The 17,290-nt window shown below is 46.9% G+C and carries 13 protein-coding genes; 4 read left to right on the plus strand and 9 right to left on the minus strand.

Annotation, left to right across the window (positions count from 1 at the left end; all coding sequences use genetic code 11):
* Window positions 1–10 precede the first annotated feature (10 nt).
* From MHB71_RS15605 to MHB71_RS15615, 3 genes are read left to right on the plus strand one after another with little or no spacing between them, the layout of a single operon-like run.
* Entirely contained in the window at window positions 11–1,384 is a 1,374-nt protein-coding gene (locus MHB71_RS15605; protein WP_036609869.1) for a YheC/YheD family protein, read from the plus strand.
* Window positions 1,384–2,490: a YheC/YheD family protein gene (locus tag MHB71_RS15610; protein WP_338708286.1), complete on the plus strand. Its 1,107-nt coding sequence runs from the start codon at window positions 1,384–1,386 to the stop codon at window positions 2,488–2,490. Before MHB71_RS15605 ends, MHB71_RS15610 begins: the two co-directional genes overlap by 1 nt.
* A 35-nt stretch (window positions 2,491–2,525) precedes the next feature.
* Window positions 2,526–3,704, plus strand: coding sequence for a YheC/YheD family protein (locus tag MHB71_RS15615; protein ID WP_127544307.1), 1,179 nt, complete (start codon window positions 2,526–2,528; stop codon window positions 3,702–3,704).
* 62 nt (window positions 3,705–3,766) lie between these two features.
* Here the strand turns inward: MHB71_RS15615 and MHB71_RS15620 are convergent, their stop codons facing one another.
* The 8 genes from MHB71_RS15620 to MHB71_RS15655 form a co-directional block, all read right to left on the minus strand.
* On the minus strand, window positions 3,767–5,689 hold the full coding sequence (locus tag MHB71_RS15620) for an alginate lyase family protein (protein WP_340026874.1): 1,923 nt from the start codon (window positions 5,687–5,689) through the stop codon (window positions 3,767–3,769).
* Window positions 5,686–6,021, minus strand: coding sequence for a cupin domain-containing protein (locus MHB71_RS15625; RefSeq protein WP_036669940.1), 336 nt, complete (start codon window positions 6,019–6,021; stop codon window positions 5,686–5,688). Before MHB71_RS15625 ends, MHB71_RS15620 begins: the two co-directional genes overlap by 4 nt.
* 68 nt (window positions 6,022–6,089) lie before the next feature.
* Window positions 6,090–7,487, minus strand: coding sequence for a sugar ABC transporter substrate-binding protein (locus MHB71_RS15630; RefSeq protein WP_338708284.1), 1,398 nt, complete (start codon window positions 7,485–7,487; stop codon window positions 6,090–6,092).
* 133 nt (window positions 7,488–7,620) lie between these two features.
* Entirely contained in the window at window positions 7,621–9,225 is a 1,605-nt protein-coding gene (locus MHB71_RS15635; RefSeq protein WP_338708283.1) for a helix-turn-helix domain-containing protein, read from the minus strand.
* Between the two features lie 11 nt (window positions 9,226–9,236).
* On the minus strand, window positions 9,237–10,988 hold the full coding sequence (locus MHB71_RS15640; RefSeq protein ID WP_338708282.1) for a sensor histidine kinase: 1,752 nt from the start codon (window positions 10,986–10,988) through the stop codon (window positions 9,237–9,239).
* Window positions 10,989–11,092: 104 nt separating this feature from the next.
* The gene (locus tag MHB71_RS15645) at window positions 11,093–11,962 is read right to left on the minus strand and encodes a carbohydrate ABC transporter permease (protein WP_051447142.1); all 870 of its coding nucleotides are present in this window, start codon (window positions 11,960–11,962) and stop codon (window positions 11,093–11,095) included.
* Window positions 11,963–11,984: 22 nt separating this feature from the next.
* On the minus strand, window positions 11,985–12,875 hold the full coding sequence (locus MHB71_RS15650; RefSeq protein WP_036609885.1) for a sugar ABC transporter permease: 891 nt from the start codon (window positions 12,873–12,875) through the stop codon (window positions 11,985–11,987).
* 203 nt (window positions 12,876–13,078) lie between these two features.
* Complete coding sequence (locus MHB71_RS15655) at window positions 13,079–13,765, minus strand: HAD hydrolase-like protein (RefSeq protein ID WP_036610980.1); 687 nt, start codon at window positions 13,763–13,765, stop codon at window positions 13,079–13,081.
* 294 nt (window positions 13,766–14,059) lie between these two features.
* Between MHB71_RS15655 and MHB71_RS15660 the strand changes: the two genes are divergently transcribed.
* The gene (locus MHB71_RS15660) at window positions 14,060–15,778 is read left to right on the plus strand and encodes a methyl-accepting chemotaxis protein (protein WP_100529464.1); all 1,719 of its coding nucleotides are present in this window, start codon (window positions 14,060–14,062) and stop codon (window positions 15,776–15,778) included.
* A gap of 179 nt (window positions 15,779–15,957) precedes the next feature.
* Here MHB71_RS15660 and MHB71_RS15665 read toward each other — a convergent pair whose 3' ends face one another.
* The gene (locus MHB71_RS15665; protein WP_340026875.1) at window positions 15,958–16,929 is read right to left on the minus strand and encodes a Gfo/Idh/MocA family oxidoreductase; all 972 of its coding nucleotides are present in this window, start codon (window positions 16,927–16,929) and stop codon (window positions 15,958–15,960) included.
* Window positions 16,930–17,290 lie beyond the last annotated feature (361 nt).

A 17,290-nucleotide genomic window follows, 5' to 3' on the forward strand; every position in this document is an offset into this window, starting at 1 on the left:
AGGATAAATCATGAGTTTGACCTTTTGCAATCTGCATTTCACCAAGCAACCGGATAAAGTGGTTTATGTATCCAACGCTTTAATGAAGAGCCTCAACCTGTCCGGCAAAAAAACGGTGCACCTTCGCTTCGGGCGTGACCGGGTACCTGCAACGATCAAACCAATTAAAAAAGCAGGTAAACATCTGTATCTCGCTTCAGGTATCCGTAATATGATGAACGTTCCCAAACGGGGCAGTATTTATCTCCGGAATTTGCAAAATGATGAGGTCCAGTTAGGTCCACTGATCGGCGTACTCTCTGATGGGCCTGCGACGAGCACGAATCCATTCGGTTCCCGTACTGGTTTCATCAAACAGTTACTCCGTGAAGGCAGCCGTAAATCCTACATTTACGCATTTACTCCTCGGGATATCAATTGGCAGAACGAGACGGTATCGGGTTTTTTCCTGAATGATAACGGAAGCTTTACCCGCAGAACGGTACCTCTGCCCGATGTTGTCTACAACCGGTTACCAAGCCGTCGTTCAGACTTTTCACCAGCCATCAACCAGCTGCGGGAACGATTTGTTCGCCGAAAAATTCCGTTCTTCAACTGGAGCTTCTTCAACAAATCGGATATCTATACGTTGCTGGAGAACGAGCCGGCAGCAGGACGGTATATCCCTGAATCGATTACCAATCCTTCTGTTGAACAGATGAAGGAAATGTTGGAACGCCATCAGTTCGTCTACTATAAGCCTACTGCAGGAAGTCTGGGGAACGGGATCTACCGCCTGACTTATTCGCCCAAACGTGGATATTTCGCACGTTATCGCAAAAAAGGCGGTAATGCACTCCTGCGTTTTGGGTCCTTCAATAGTCTGATGCGCATGCTTCAGGGAAGACATGGTAAACAGTTACGCGGATATGTAGTTCAGCAGGGAATACGCCTAATTGAGATTGATGAATGTCCAATTGATTTCCGTTTTCACATGCACAAAAATGGTAACAATCAATGGGTTGTTGTCGGAATTGGAGCCAAAAAGGCAGGACGTGGCAGCGTCACAACACACATCAAAAATGGCGGCTCCCTAATGACTCCTGAGCAGGCGCTCAGTCGCAACTTCGGCGATCGTGCGGGAGAAGTTCTTCAGCATGCCAAATCCGTCGCTATTACACTGGCCCAGGCGATTGAAACCCAGCACCAGCATCTGATTGGTGAGATTGGCTTTGATCTGGGCATTGATCAGGAGGAACATGTATGGATGTTCGAAGCGAACGCCAAACCCGGGCGCTCCATTTTCCGTCACCCTTCACTCCGGGTGGAGGGCAAATCGTCGGTGGAGCACATCTTGGAACACTGCCTGTATTTGAGCAAGTTCCGGAAGAAGGAAGAGATTTGATGACCCTTCATGATGATTTCAAACCTGTTATTGCTGTTTTGACCATGCATGATAAACAGCGTATGTTCAGGGGAAATCATCAAAATTTTCAAGATATCTTACAGACAGGCGAGAGCATGGGATACGTGGTGTACATTGTAACTGTACGGGATCTGAACGTGAGTGGCCCCACCGTGAAAGGATATACGTACAACAAGGGGAGTGGAAAGTGGGTTTCACAACCTTTCCCCCTTCCCCATGTTCTGTACAATCGTATTCCCAACCGGGAAGACGAAGGAAAACCTTCCGTGCAGCGTAAAATTGACGAATGCATGCAATCAGGAATCGAACTGTATAACCCATTCTTTTTCAACAAATGGGATCTGTTCGAATGGCTCAGGAAATCCAAATCGACTCAGCAACTGATCCCTTATACTCGGCGGATGAGAAGTGCTTCTTCTCTGGGTGCCGTTCTACGGGCGTATCCCTATCTGTACCTTAAGCCCGAGAGCGGCAAAGCTGGCAAAGGAATCATGATGCTTAAATTTCAGGAAAAAGAACGGCTTCCCTATCGTCTCAAAATACAAACCACACGTAGAAGCACGACCTATAAAGCATCTACACTTGCCAAGTTATGGGCACGAATTCGCAAAGAAACCGGACATACGCCTTATATCATGCAACAAGGCATTGAACTGGCATCCTCTCGTAAACGCCCCTTCGATTTGCGTGTTCTTGTACAAAAGAACACCAAGGGCCAATGGAGCGTAACCGGTGTAGGAGCGAGACTTGCTGGCTCCCGCAGCATTACAACTCATGTGCCGCGCGGCGGGAGCGTAGAAGACCCTGAGAAGCTGCTAACCGATCTTTTTGGCGAAGAAATGTCAACAACCCTGATGAAACGTGTGAAATCCACTTCATTAATGATCGCAAGACAGGTAGAACGGGGATCAGGTTACACGCTCGGAGAAATGTCCATGGATCTGGGCATTGATGACCTGGGGGAACTCTGGTTCTTCGAAGCCAATGCAAAGCCCATGAAGTTTGATGAACCACAGATCAGACGGCGGTCATTGGAACGTATATTTCACTACAGCGCTTATCTTGCCCGTCAGTCCAAACGATGATAGACAGGAATACTGCAAAAAGAAGGTGATTGTTTGTGTCCTCACCTGTTCTGGGCATTATGACGTTGTACTTAAATGAACATCGCGCTCTTGAAGAACGAAGCGTTTATCGCAGAATGATTCTTGAAGGGCGCAAGCGGGGACTCGATATCTATGTATTCACACCAGCCGACGTACACCCCGGCGGCAAACAAATTGAAGCCATGGTTTTTCATGAAGGAAAAGGCTGGTCCAGGGAGTGGCGATCATTCCCGGACCTGATCTTTGATCGCTGCCGGATACAGCGTAACCGAAGGTTTCAGCAATTGCTTGCTTTTCGTGAGAAATATGGGCATCTGCTCTTTCTGAACAGGCCACTGCGCAATAAATGGACCATCCACCAGACCCTTTTGCAAAAAGCTAACTTTCGTGAACACCTGCCGGAAACCGCTCTATTTCAGGATATGTCCGATGTAAACCGGATGCTTAAAGTTTCTTCTCTGGTCTATCTCAAACCCATTAATGGAACAGGCGGACGTGGTATTCTGCGCATTGAACGCAGCAGTAGCGAGGCTAATACAGTGCTTGTTCAAGGGCGGGATCAGAAGCGTCGTATCATCACTCCACGTAAAGTTCATTTATCACGACTTGGCGCGTTGCTCCAGCACTGGAACATGAAAGACAAGTATCTTGTACAAAAGGGCATTCAACTTCAGCTTCCGAATGGACGTGTGCATGATTATCGCATGCTCGTTCAGAAGAACGGAGAAGGACAATGGGAGCTTACTGGATGTGCTGGACGCATGGGTGCAGAAAAAAGCGTAACCTCCAATCTGCATGGCGGCGGTCAGGCAATAGCGATGGACCGACTCATGAAGCAATGGATCGAAGATGACGACCTCCGGGCAGAAATTAACACAACTGCAGAGAAATTCGGCATTGATGTTGCTTCGTTTCTGGAAGATACGTATGGGGACCTATGTGAGTTGGCACTGGATTTGGCGATTGACAGAAGCGGGCGTATCTACCTGCTTGAAGTTAACCCCAAACCTGCACGTGAAGTATTCGCTCGCATCGGGGAGCGGGAAATCTATTATAAAGCCATCACTCAGCCGCTGGAGTATGCCTTATGGGTATATCGCAACAGACCTCCCGGAACGGCCAGAAAGCCAGCCAGTCCCAAGCCCGTTACGCAAAAATCACCCAGAGTAAAAAGAAAAAATAAAGCCAAGTGAGTGAAGAAAAAGCAGGAGTCTATGTTCGCCAAGTGCGAGCATCTGCTCCTGCTTCACTGTTTTTATTTCTGTTCTTTCGACCATTGCAGCGTGTCGTTGTCAATCACAATATACCTTTTTTCCTCACCTTGCACATAAGATAATGCCAATCTCATCAGGTCAGGTTCCAGTTGGCATGTGGTTACACGTGTAACCTGGTCTGTATGATCCGCGGGGAGGCACAACGTCAGAATACCCACTTTACCCGAGAAATCAGTCTTGCCCTGGATGACCGATGTTTCCGACTTGGAACCATACACCTCAGATACCCAGCCGGGCTGCTCCGTCAACGCGAAGGCTCCCTTCCCGATGCCTGCCGTAACCCATTGCATCGTCAGCGTTATGGAAGATGCCTCATAGCTCATATCCGCCGTCATTTCTCCAGCTTCATTCATTCTCAACGCAATATCCGCTTGCGGATGCAGGTGAAAACGTTGCTCCAGAGTATGCTCTGCTTCTGCCTCCAGCCAATCCACAATTAATAGTATAGGGATCTCCACCCCTGCCAGCATCCACCGACGATGTGTAACTGGATCTGGCAAATGTGTATATCCATCCTGTGAAGCATCAATGAAGTGATAGCTGTCATTGCTCTCCCAACGTAGCGTTGTGGCCTGAGCCTCCGGTTCACCCCATTGCTGTGTGGAGAGATAAGGTGTCTGATCCAGACCATCCACCGTGACGGTATTGTGCGCCCGCGTACTTTTGAAATACCGACGCCATTTCCCTTCTTCATACGTATAACGTCCGGTGTCCGTGAAGAAAAGCTGGTTCTTCCACATCCACTCCACATTCAGCGCATCCGCATGTCCGTGTGCTCCGCCCATGGCAGCCGCATCAAAAAAAAGATATTGATACTTGTCCCTCATGACATAATATCCTGTCTGCGGAAAGGCTCGGCTCGACAACACCGGAGAAGAAGAAGCCTGTAGTCTGAGGCAGCGCTCATATTTTTCCACACCCAGCAACCAGAGACACTCCGAGCTATCCGTTCCGCGAGCCATCAAATCATCATCGTCCAGGATCGCACCAAGCAGGGTCAGTCGTTGTCGTCCATCTCCAACCCAATCCGAATCACCAATACCGGTAGACTGATGATCTGGTCGGATCAGCGCCTCAGTAAATGCGGCCATTTGGCGTAGACAGCGGGCATACCATGCCGAGAAAGGATGTCCTGAAATCTCACCCAACCGATAAGGGGTGCCAAACATTTCGATGCTGGCATTGTGGTAATGTGTTGTCAGTTCAACCTGTATTCCCTCTTCACCCAACTGATGCAGCAAACACAGCTCAAGACGTTCCATCGCCACTTGACGCCAGTGTGGACTTCGCGGGTGCTGGTGGTAGAACGTAGCAATCATGAACAACCCTTGCATATGCATAATGGCATGATTGATTTCCGTGCTGCCGAGGTAACGGGTCAAAAACTCGGCGTGCTCGTCCAGACCTTGTCGAAACTCCGCCTGAAAGCCTTCGTCTATCAGTGAACTCGCTTCCATATATTTATATGCCGATATCCAGGACTGCACACGTAGTCCCGTCTCCAGCAGGCGCCACGGACCGGGTTTTTGAAAGAACACAGCCTCGTCGTAAACCAGATTTACAGGTACCGGGTTTTGCTGTCTCCAGCTACGGAAGTGGTCAATAAATGCTGTTACATATAGCGGATTGCCCTTCATCAGATACGCCTTGCCCAGATCGAGCATATGCCAGTGTCGATTGATGCCCCATGTGAACTCCAGATCATTTGTCGGGTTGTGAAGCCAGTCCACAGGTGTCCCCATCGGAATCCAGCGATTCAGATCGTTGGTATAAGGAACGATAAATTCATTCAGGATGGCACGATTGGCAATCGCGAGCGAATTTCGGGCTTCTTCCGGAAAATGTTTTTCATAATATTGGGCAGCCCGTTGCATATCCGTTGCCGAAAGGTAAAAATCGCTCATTGGGATGCCTCAAGAAAATCCTGACGGAACGGGGTAAACACATCCAGAATGACGGAGTCCTCCAGTGCCTTGACCCCATGCGGGACGTTAAAACCGGCATAAAAGCTGTCCCCTGCTTTTAAGATGCGAGTTTCTTCACCGACCTGTACCTCAAAGCTGCCTTTGACGATATAGCTGACCTGCTCGTGCGCATCATGGGAGTGAACTTCTCCAATACCACCTTTAGCAAAGGTAACCTCCACCATCATTAATGTACCGCCCATACCCAAGATCTTCCGGGAACTCGTTTCGTTCACGATATGTGCATCGATAGACGCATGATTAATAATCATTTTGCTTTTCCCCTTTCCTTGTGAATAAGCGACCGAAGTAGTTAAACCACGGCCGCTATGAACGTTTATTAGTCTTCTGTGGACAATTTACCCTGAAGTTTGGAAGAATCAAACGAAGGATCAGCAGTTATGTTGGTCAGCCCTGCCGCTTTGGTTTTCTCCAGAGCTGCATTATACCTTGTATCCAGATCCTTGATCACAGCATCGAGATCGCCACCCGTGAATACAAAGATTGAAAAAGCCTCACCCCATTTGGTGCCTTCCAGTGAACTCTCGGTCACCACACTTGGATTTGCCGGGAAAATGGCATCATATCGTTTGGGCAGGAAACCTTCAATGCCCGGAATGCTTGGTTTTTTGTCAGAGCTTAGTACAGCAGGAATCAGTGAGATTCCGTATCCTTTTTCGTAATACTCACTCTGAAGATCTGTGCTGTACACATACTCCATAAACTTCCATGCCGCTTCCTTGTTGGCAGAATCTGCATTGATGCCGATGTAGGAGCCCCCGATGACTTGTGAAGCGCCCTTGATCGTTCCATCATTAGTTGGTACAGGAGCGGCTGCCCAATTTTCTTTTGTAGGAAACTGATCTTTATATACACCTGGTTCACCGGAGTGGTTAATGTACATTCCGATTTTGCCTTGAGCAAACTGGGCTCTGAGTGGATCGATGTCCAGACTTTCAACCCCTGGCAGCATGCTGCCATCCTGATTCATCTGACGAAGCGCCATTGCGATATCCTTGTACATCCCAAAATCAAATTGACCAGTCTTGTAGTTGTAACCATCAATACCCACATTATTGCTTGCACCTGCAATCGTATTGGCTGCTCTCCAGAAGCCGCTGCTGCTCTTGAATGGGCTGGCAAAGCCATAGATGCCTTCACTTTTACCAACTTCGGTAATTTTTTTGGCATCCGCAACCATCTCAGCCAACGTTTTTGGCGGACTCTCGATCCCTGCCTTTTTGAAAATATCTTTGTTATACACAAGCCGCCAGACCTGCCCTGTATTGGGGAGGGAATATATTTTTCCATCAATCGTGTTTTTATTTTCAATCAAGCTGTCTTTAAATACGGCCTTCATCTCATCACTCATGTATCCATCGATCGGGGCGAGATACCCCTTCTGATAATACGTCTGAAAATCATTAACTTGCAGCACATCGGGTGCCTGCTTGCTGGCAAAAGCAATATCGACCGCCTGTGGATAGTTGTCCCCCATCACGGTCATCTCCACTTCAATGTTGTCCTTGTTCGTCCGGTTGAACTCATCGATCTTGGATTTCATAAAATCAGCATCATGGCGGTCCGGTGTCCAATATATGATTTTGGTTTTCCCTCCGGCATTCTCCCCGCTGGTCCCCGATTCGCTATTTGCCGAAGTACCACTGTCAGCAGAACAACCTGCTAAACTTAGCGCCAGCAATGCACTTAGCGTAGTCACCATCCACTTTTTAACCATTGATATGCCCCCTTATGCTTGTCTGGACAACCCGTTTGGTTATCCGTTAACGTAATGATAATCGCTACGCTTTCATGGAGGTGAGGGACATTCTGACTTTGCATGGTGGGAAAAATGACGATCCGTATCGGTTTCAATTCTCATACATTTGCCTGAAGCAGGTTGGCGTCATGCCGCAATATTTCTTGAACAAACCGCTGAAATAAGGCCTGTCCTCATAACCCAGCCTCTGGCAGATCTCTTGCACCTGTACACCTGCAACCAGCAACTCTTTGGCTTTTTCCATCCTCATCTTAGTAATATATTGAATCGGCGTTATGCCCGTTTCCTTTTTGAAGGCATTGGCAAAGTAACTCGGACTTAAATGCACGGATTGGGCACAGGCATGCAGCGTGAGATTTTCTGCAAGATTCAGACTGATATATTCCTGCGCTTTGCTAATCGCCTGTTTGACATCAGTGAGTCGTTTTTTGTCCATAATCTCGCAACCCATACTGCTAAAATGTTTGATATATCCCCTCCAGCCCTCAAACGTCAAGGAACGCATCGCCTCAAGCACTGTCAGGTCGGCCTCCAGACGCAAGCGTTCCTCTGCTGTAATCTCATCACAAAAGGCACGGTAGATGGCAAAAGCCAGTCCAGACAGTAAACGAATCATCGTGAGTGGCTCGGGAAAACCTTCGGAGACCTGCCATTCTTCGAGAATTTCATCAATGATGCGGTGACAGGTGCTCTCATTACCACATTTCAGGGCATAAAAAAGCTCTTTCTCCTTCTCCAGAGGATATATCGGAGCCACACATGCCTGATTCTCCAGTTCAGCATACTGGAGAATGCAATTGCCTTCACTGTAAAAGCGATAGGAAATCGCCTGATCTGCATGTGCGTAGGACGTCCAGATTTCCTGTGGTCTGCGTGCAATCGTACCGACACCAATCGAGACTGTTTTTTTGCTGAATCGCTCCACATTTTGGCGGCATTGCTCCAGTAGCTCGGAGACGTCGATCTGGCTTGGTGTGTTCAATATGGCTGCGAGCCGGTATCGGTTTTCCCGTAAAACAACGCCTTTGGTATAGCGGTTTATGGTTTCTCCAACAATATTTTGAACCGCAAAAGGAACGATTTCGGCATCCAGATGCATCGTGTATCCATATCGCGTATAACCATCCACCTCGATAACCATGACGAGAAGATTGGAGGAATCGAGATCAATATGCAGTTCGTTCCAGCGACTTTCATTCAGGAAACCCCCGATTTCATGACGCAACAAGCCCAGTAGATAGCTGTGACGCTCATACTGGCTGCTGCTCTCCACCTTCTGCTCCAACTGTTCCAACTGCTTGCACTGTGCCTGCTCTTCCGTAATTACCTGTCTTACCTTCAACACCGCACCGAGTATTTCTTCAGGGGTAAACGGTTTGAGTAAATAATCGGATGCACCAAGCTTAATGGCCTCCTGTGCATATTGGAAATCCGAATAACCACTGATGAAAATAAATTTGGCTCGCAGTCCGGCATCCAATGCCCGCTTCATTAGCTCCAGCCCGCTCAGCTTGGGCATCCTGATATCACTAATCACGATGTCGGGTTGCTGCTCCAGCAACAAGGACCAACCGCGCTCTCCATTGCCCGCCGTGCCTACAATCCGAACCTGATGATCTTCCCACGGAATAGTCGAAGATATGCCCTTTACAACTGCCTGGATATCATCCATAACACACATCGTCAATTGGCCCATACTGCCCCTCCTCAGGTGATCGGAATCGTGATAACAACCGTTGTTCCCACATCTGTACTGCTATGAAATACAATTGAGGCCACATCCCCATAGTGCAGGCTTAATCTGCCATGGAGATTGGATAGGGCATAACCTTTGCGTCCCCCGTCAGGAACATCCTCAGCATAGATGCTGGCTACATCCATACCACATCCATTGTCAGCCACCTCCAGCCGTAGTGTGTCACCCTGACGATCAATGCGGATCAGGATAACACCCAAATCTTCTTTGTCATTGAATCCATGCAGGATGGAATTCTCGACCAAGGGCTGGAGCAATATTTTTAAAATATCAACAGCGTAACAAGACGGGTCCCCCACTTCAATCCGATAAACGAACAGATCCTCGTAACATTTTTGCTGAAGCTGCATGTATTGTTCGACATGTTTGATCTCCTGCTCCACACTGGTGATGTCTTTCCCATCATTCAGGCCCAGACGGAATAACAAGGATAAGGAGACGATCATCTCACTTACATCCTTCTTCTCTCCGCTCTCACTTTTCCAGAACATCGTATTAAGCGTATTGTAGAGGAAATGAGGATCAACCTGCGCCTGAAGCGCCTTGACTTCAAACCGCCGTTTGTCTTGCTCCGTTGTCCGTACTTCTCCAAACAGAATCTGAATCTGGTCCAACATCCGATTGAAACGATGCCCTACAGCGCTGACTTCATCGTCATACTTGCTGCGAAACCGTACATCCAGATCATTGGACTCCACCTCAACCATCAAGCGTCGCAGTTTGTTCAGTGGCTTCAACAGAGCGGAGGCCAGCAGCTTGGACAACCCGAGTGCGAGCAAAATGCAAAACAACATGATCAGGATGATCAGCCAGCGTATCTTTTGGAGGGGGGACAACAAGTCAGCCTTGGACTGTACACTTACCATGACCCAATCCTCGTTCATCGACAATGCCGAATAGTTAACAAGCATGTCCTCCCCCTGAGCGTTCCTGTAGGTAAAATCCCCAGCATCGCCACGGCTAAACTGTTGGGTAAAGTCAGGCTCCATAATGAAATCGTAATTTCGGGACCTGGGCCGAATGACTTCATTTCCGTTTTTGTGCAGCAAAAACAGTTGAATCTGGTTATTCATGAGATCCTGCGTGAGAATGTCTCGCATCGCCTCTTCCTTCATATTGACGACCATATATACATTCGAATAGGTATGATTATCGATCACAATAGGTTTGAGCAACAGAGATAACACATTTCCTTGGGATTGGAACAATTCACTCTGATGTGAACCAAACCACATCGTATTCCAGCCTTGCAGCTTCACGTAGCGTCCGTATTCCTTGTTGAATGAGTTATTGTGATTCGGAAAATCTTTGGTCGAGAAAAAATCACCGATGGGTGTTGTCAGATATGCGGTATCAATCAGTGGCTCTACGAGCTTCAATTGAGCAAACGATGTTTGCAGCAGCGAGAGATTCTGATAATAATGAGATGTGTTATTTTTTCCCACGTCCTTCATGACCTGGGTGAACGTTTCATTGAGCATAAAAGAAAAAGAGGATACAACAATGTGCCTCAGATGTTCATCCATAACCTGCACTGATTTGTTCAGAATGCTTTGTTTCAGTTCAAGTGCATTCTGCTCAATGCTTCGTGCAGCAAAGAGATAAGAGCATATCCCGGTCACACTGATGCACAAGACAACGAGAAAAATGTACAGCAGCTGTATTCTTTTTTTCAGGGACATTTTATAAAAGTTGAATATCATCGGCGCTCGCTCCTTGAACACGGCTTGGCCCATCCGCTGTGAATTAAAATGAGTATAGCACAGTGGAATAACCCGTAAAACCGTTTCCATGATTGTGCTCACGCCTATCCTTTCACAGCTCCCAAGGTCACCTGCATGAATGATTTGTTGGCAAAAATATAAACGATGAGCAGCGGCAAAATGGACAGACAGGCTCCGGCCATCATCAGTTGGACCTCAGCAGCAGCTCCGATGCCATATCGCAGATTAGCCAACCCAACCGGCAAAGTCTGCAAGTCCGGATTGCTCATGGTGAACACAAAAGGAAGAATATATTCATTCCATGAACTCTGGAATACACCCAGACCTGCAACGGCGAGTCCAGGCCGCAGGAGCGGAAGAATAATTCGCCAGTAGGTGGTGAAGAAATTACAGCCATCAATCATCGCCGCTTCATCCAGTTCGCGCGGGATGCTCTTGAAGAAACCAATCAGAATAAAGTATGTGGCAGCGTGTGCGCTGATCAATATAATAATAACGCCCCACAACGTGGTATTCAGCCCCAGCTTGACCATGAGGTCAAATTGCGGACGCAGCACAACCGCGCCTATGGAAATAAACAGAGTAGATGCCATGAGCAGGGTGTACCCCTTTTTCCCTTTGAAATTCACTCGATCCACAGCGTAGGCTGACATCGAAGCTACCAGCAGTGTGCCAACTGTTGTACTGATGCTAACAAACACGCTGTTAATGGTAAAACCCGAAAAATTGGCGGTTTTCCAAGCCTGAGCATAGTTGGAGAACTGCCAAATCTTCGGCCAGATGGTAGCTCCTCCGGTCAATTCCTGGTTTGTTTTGAAGGAACCGAGCAATACAAGTATGATGGGGAACAGCGACAGCAGAGCGATTGCGATCAAAAACAACCAAAGTACCGTTCGTTTGGTCCAGCGAATGAGTTGGGGAGACCCTGAGGGCGCAAGCACGTTTTGAGTCATCATCGTTTCCTCCTGATAGGGATTAATAGACATCATTGAGCTTTTTGGATATACGGAAGTAAATGAGCGTCACAGCCCCTACGATGAGAGCCGTTGTGAAACCGACTGCACTGCCATAACCGAGCTGCTGGAGTGATTGGGTGTCAGCCGACACGGGAAACAACAGTTTGAACAAATACAGATACATCACCTCTGTTTTGCCATACGGCCCCCCTTCGGTCAGCACCATAATACTCTCGTAACCTTTCAGCGCCGTGGTAATTGCCAGCATGATGATCATCTGCAAGACAGGACCCAGCAACGGAATCGTTACATTTCGCAGTTTCTGAAACTCACTCGCTCCATCCAGCGATGCCGCCTCATATAACTCTTCAGGAATGCTCTGTAGACCTGCAATGAACAACAACATATAGTTGCCCACAGCCCCCCAGATGGCGATGATGATGGTTGTTAACATGGCATGTTCAGCCCCCAGCCAGCTAATGGATTCGGAGATCACATGATACTTAAGCAGCAATTGATTCAATATTCCGTTATAGGAGTTGAAAATAATAAAAAATACAATCGCCATGACCGAAGCGCTAAAAATAGTGGGAAGATAATAGATCGCCCTAAAGAGGGATCGCCCTCTCCATTTACGATTCAGAATAATCGCCAGAGTTAACGATAATGGAATTGTAACGACGAGTTTGCCCAGGGCATACACACCCGTGTTGCCTACAGAATCCCAGAATTGGCCGTCACGCAAAATGCGTCCAAAATTATCAAGCCCGATAAAGACCGGCGTCCCAATGCCTTGATAATCATAGAACATGTAACGCAGCGCCCATAACAGCGGATAGATCCCGAATACAACAGTTAAAAAAAGACTTGGAAAGATGAATATATAGGCATGTATTTTGGATGGTTTCACCAGAATCGGACCCCCTATAGCTTTTGAATGAAGTATAGAGGGAATATGGAGGAAGGCGGGATAGGGAAATCAACTTTCTACAGGGGAGAATGTGACTGCATGACCATACAAAAAAAACTGTATTCAACGAATTTCCGTTGAATACAGGTTCATTTCATGTGGTTCGTAATCTTAAATCTCAGGATACGTATGCAACGTAGAAGCTACTCTGCTTCATCATACAGACGCAGCAGTTCTGTAAAATCAGAGATGAGCACATCTGAGCCTGCAAGCTCCTCATCACGACCAAACCCGGCATAGGCACAGCCGATGACCGCCTGACCGTTCATTTTACCCGCTTCCACATCAGAAGAGCGATCCCCTACCATCCATGCGTCCTGAATACGATGTTTCTCAAGCAGGATCTGCACCAGATTAATTTTGGAAGGAGTCTTGTACTGGCCTGCACTGTATACCCCTTCAAAGAAAGGCATAATCTCGTGTGCAAACGCCACACCCTTCACATAGTCCTCCAGCCCGTTACTTGCAACAAAAAGACGCACTCCTTGTTGTTTTAATGCTTGCAGCGTTTCTTTCACCCCAGGATACAATTGGGAACCTCCTTGATCAAGCCCCTCAATCTCCAGTTGAAGCAACAGTTCGTCTGCACGGCGATGTGCCGCTTCCGACGCCTCAGGCATAACCACTTTCCATATATCTTCGAGCAACATGCCCAAACTTCCCAGCATCCGTTCCTCGGGTGGAGTTTCTCCTTCAAAGTGCCCTTCGGCACGCAATGTATCAAATAGTTGCTGGTAAGCTGGCAACAACAGGGTCTCTGTCTGGAACAGCGTACCATCCATGTCAAAAATCATCGCTTCCGGTTTGAGCAATACCTTCTCTTTATTCATGTCCAATGTTCCTTTCGGATTGGGATATTGTATATGTAATTGGAATCGTTCCCTTCCCATGATAAACATAACGTTTGAACGTGTAAACCAACGATTGTAAAACATCATCAACCCCAACCTTATACAGCATTAACCAAACGTTATATTATAGTTAAACAAACTATATACAAAAGAAGTTTATTTACGTATAATACTAAAAAATAGTGCTTTAGACACCTAATCTAAAGACCTACAATTATCAAATTTCCGGTTTTTTCGACAACTACATATACCCCATAGAGAGGAATAACAAACATGAAAAAGCGAAAGACCTTTAAGATTTTTTATAAGATCGGATTAGGATATTTACTCGTACTGGCTGTACTGGCTGGTTGCATCCTGCTGATTCAGAACAGCACAAGTCAGCTCCAACGGGAACTGGATTTTCTGGTCGATCACGATATGAGGGTACACGCCCTCACCTATGAACTCGAAAGAAACATGGTAGATATGGAAACAGGTCAACGCGGATACATCATCACGGGTCAGGACAACTATCTCGATCCCTACACCCAAGGAAAAGAGCAACTTATTACACTCAGAGATGAACTTGCTGCTTTAATTTCGGATAATCCGGCTCAACTTGCACTTTTGGAAGACATACATACTAATATGGAGAACTGGGTCCAGGTCGCTGGTGAACCTATGGTCGCCCTTCGCCAAGCCAATAATACACAGGCCATTCGAGATTTTTTCGCAGATGATCCAGGTAAAAGAGACATGGACCAGATTCGGACTGCTCTCGATACGTTTCGAACCAACGAGCATACGTTAACCGATAACCGTACAGAAGCACTGAAGCAAAAAAACACACTACTGAACTTGGAACTGTATGGGGCACTTATCGTTGTGGCCATTATCTCGTTCATCACTGCTTTGGTCCTGTCACGTGCCATTGTTAGAAACATTCGTACCGTAAAGCAGGCATTAAATGACATCGGTTCTTCCAATGGTGACCTGACACTGAGAATCGCTACGCCAATGAAAGACGAAACTCGTGAACTCGCGGAGGCAGCCAATACAATGCTCACTGGTTTGCAGCAAATGATGCTGGACGTACAAAGCAATGCCATGATTCTGAGCACAGCTTCGGATCGATTGGATAAAGGGGTTGCTGATAGCCATCTTGCAGGAAAAGAAGTTGCCACTGCCATGGAACGTGTCGCTGAAGGCGCTGATGAACAGGTTGCTCTTACGCAAACCATGGTAGCTGCGATGCAGCAATCCCTCAACGGGCTTAATCGTGTCGCCTCCTCGGCAAGTGATGTGGCAGGCCGTGCAGTTCGTACCGAATCCATTGCTGTGGATGGGCAACAGCGCATTGATAATGCTGTAGGTAAAATGAGTTCCATTGAGCAATCCTTCCTCTCTGTACAGGAAGCCATTAATGAAATTTCGAAGATGTCTGATCAAGTGATCAACATTGCAGATTCAATGTCAGGTATTGCGAGACAAACCAATCTGCTTGCACTTAACGCCGGAATCGAAGCTGCCCGCGCTGGGGAAAATGGACGTGGCTTCGCTGTCGTTGCCGCGGAAATCCGTAATCTTGCAGACCAAAGTGCAACATCAGCCAAAGAGATTACAAGTATATTGGAAACCGTGGTAGCAGGTGTTCAAAGTACAGTGCAGGTGGTTGATGAGAGCACTCTACATGTGAATGAAGGGTTGCGGACCATTGAGGATGCAGGTAATGCTTTTTCAACCATTACTCAGCATATTCATAACCTCAGTGGTGAAGTTCTGGAGGTATCTGCTGTTGTCGAGGAGTTAACTTCCGGTAGTGAGGCTGTGATGAAGTCCATTAATGAAGTATCGGCTGTTGTGGAAGATACTGCATCAGCTACAGAAGAAGTATCTGCGATGACGGAGGAACAACTTGCTTCTCTGCAGGAAATGTCTGACACGTCCAAGCAGTTGAATGAAATGTCTGATGCACTTGATCAGCTGGTTAAGCAATTCAAGCTGGCTTGAACTGAATCAACATACTGATCGAGTATCTAAATAGCTGTATCATGAGCATATATCAAAGGAAAAAAGCATCGCAGACAGACTCACCCGAGCCTCTGCGATGCTTCTTTGTGTTAAGGAGAGCTGAATCAGGAAAAGGTGCACCGGGCACCTCATATGAAAAAACCTAAGCACTCCTTTTCTTATCTCGATTGTTCTGTGTTCCGTAGTGCTTCCAGTACCAATTGTGCCTGATACCCATCGTTAAAATCATATATCTTAGCTGGTTTGCCTTGTATACGGGCAATGACATGTTTAAGAACCGGCAATTCACTGGCGGATTCAAGCACTTCCACTGGAGAAAGTGGCTGTCCCACCAGGCCCGTCTTCAATTCTTCCCAATTTTCCAAGGCAATCGTGCCCTTCGCACCGTACACCACCATGGATACACGTTCTTCCCCGGCAAATTGAGAGATGCCGTTTAGCTGAATTCGGGTTCCGTCTTCCAGTTCCATTGCAGCCTGTACTTCTAGTTCACAGTCACCATTCTCAGGATATTGAACCTGAGTGCTAACAACCTGGATGGCACCAAACACCTTTTGAATCATATGAATCCAGTGAATCCCCACTTCAAGAATAAATCCACCCTGTTCCCGACTCGTAATCCATGCATTCTGTTGCCATGATCGTGGCCACTGCGGGAATTGCAAAATGAGATCTATTTTGCGAATGGCCCCCACATTACCCTGCTCAATCATCTCTTGCAACTTCAGCACGGAAGGTTCATGCGGCATAGAGAAGTGGATGGCATGAACAACGCCCGCCTGCTCTGCTGCCTCCAGCATCTTTTTGGCTTCTTCTACACTATTGGCAAGCGGTTTCTCACAGAACACATGAATTTTGCGCTCCAGTGCTTCCATGACAACCGGATAATGAAATTTCGGCGGAACTGCAATATACAACAGATCAATCTGATGTTCATTCATCAATTGCTTGTAATCCGTATACGTCCTAACTCCCCGATGAGAAGCTGCAAAAGACGACAAACCGTCCTCATTCGCATCACACACCGCTACAATCTCAATCTCCGTGTCCATCTTGGTATTCTCGATTAGATGAACCATATGTAATCCCATTTTACCCAGCCCAATCAGAGCCATCTTGATGACTGTCATTCCATCCCCTCCCAATTCCTTTCCAGTATAGCAGAAAGCAAAGAATTGCGAATGCGATGCATTGATACGAAAAAAAATAAACCTCTAGCTTTCAAGTCGCTATTAGAGGCTGAAATTCATCATTTACAGTCATTTTTTTACATTATTTGTAACTTCGTTGTGATTGGGTAATTTGTTGCAGGGATATATAACCAATTATTTTTACTTTATCCAGCAATACTTAAAGCGTTACCAACTTAAGAATCAGGAATTTAGACTCACAAAAACAGGTTGACAAAAAACCACAAAAAAAGATACTCTTCCTAATAACAATGAATATTTCCTATTACAACCTTAGACAGTAACTTGCATTCAATAAATG

It is taken from the genome of Paenibacillus sp. FSL H7-0940 (genome assembly GCF_037979415.1).
GTDB lineage: Bacteria > Bacillota > Bacilli > Paenibacillales > Paenibacillaceae > Paenibacillus > Paenibacillus amylolyticus.